Here is a 673-nt window from a genome sequence, read left to right on the forward strand (position 1 = left end):
ATCTCCTATTGTGCCCAGCATAGATTCTATATCATCAAAGTCACTACTTGAATCATTATTTGGATTTGTATGGCTACGAATTAATAATTCATCGAATCCATCTACTATTAATGGTATTTTTCCACTGTAAATCTCACTTTCCACAAGTTCGGAGCTTAACCCTGGAAAATTTTTATCTATTTCATCTAGAAGGATGTATCTGAAGATTTTTGCTTTTCTATTCCTAGATAGTTCAGACATTAAGGGAATATTATACTTACCAAGTTGATTCGCTATTTGATTGAATATCTCATACACAGTGCAAGTTTTTCCGTAGCCTGCTGCTGCCTCTAATACAAAAAGGTGAGGGCCCTCTTCACCCATCTGATTTATTATACTTTCAATTAGATCATCATACTTAAGATTAACACCGTAATAATAATTCCCTTTAATATATTCATAATCTGTACCAAGTAATTTTCTTTGATTCTCCTTAAAATAAAGATATTCTCTTTTGACCTTTTCTCTATAATAATCAACTTTGAAAAACCCTTTAAAAAGTCTGTTTTGTAATTCGTCAATTCCAGGAAAAGTAGTTACTTGAGCATTAAAACCAAGTCTTGACAACTCGTCTATATATTTTTGTATGTATATGTCAGAAAATCTAATTATTTCTGCATTCTTAAAGTATCCC

General features: G+C 31.2%; 1 protein-coding gene. It reads right to left on the bottom strand.

The features are described 5' to 3' along the window. Nucleotides 1–673: hypothetical protein (locus AC1DWB_RS36780; protein ID WP_477545975.1), on the bottom strand; the 673-nt coding region annotated here is incomplete at both ends.

This window comes from Paenibacillus sp. P4_E11, from assembly GCF_056401635.1.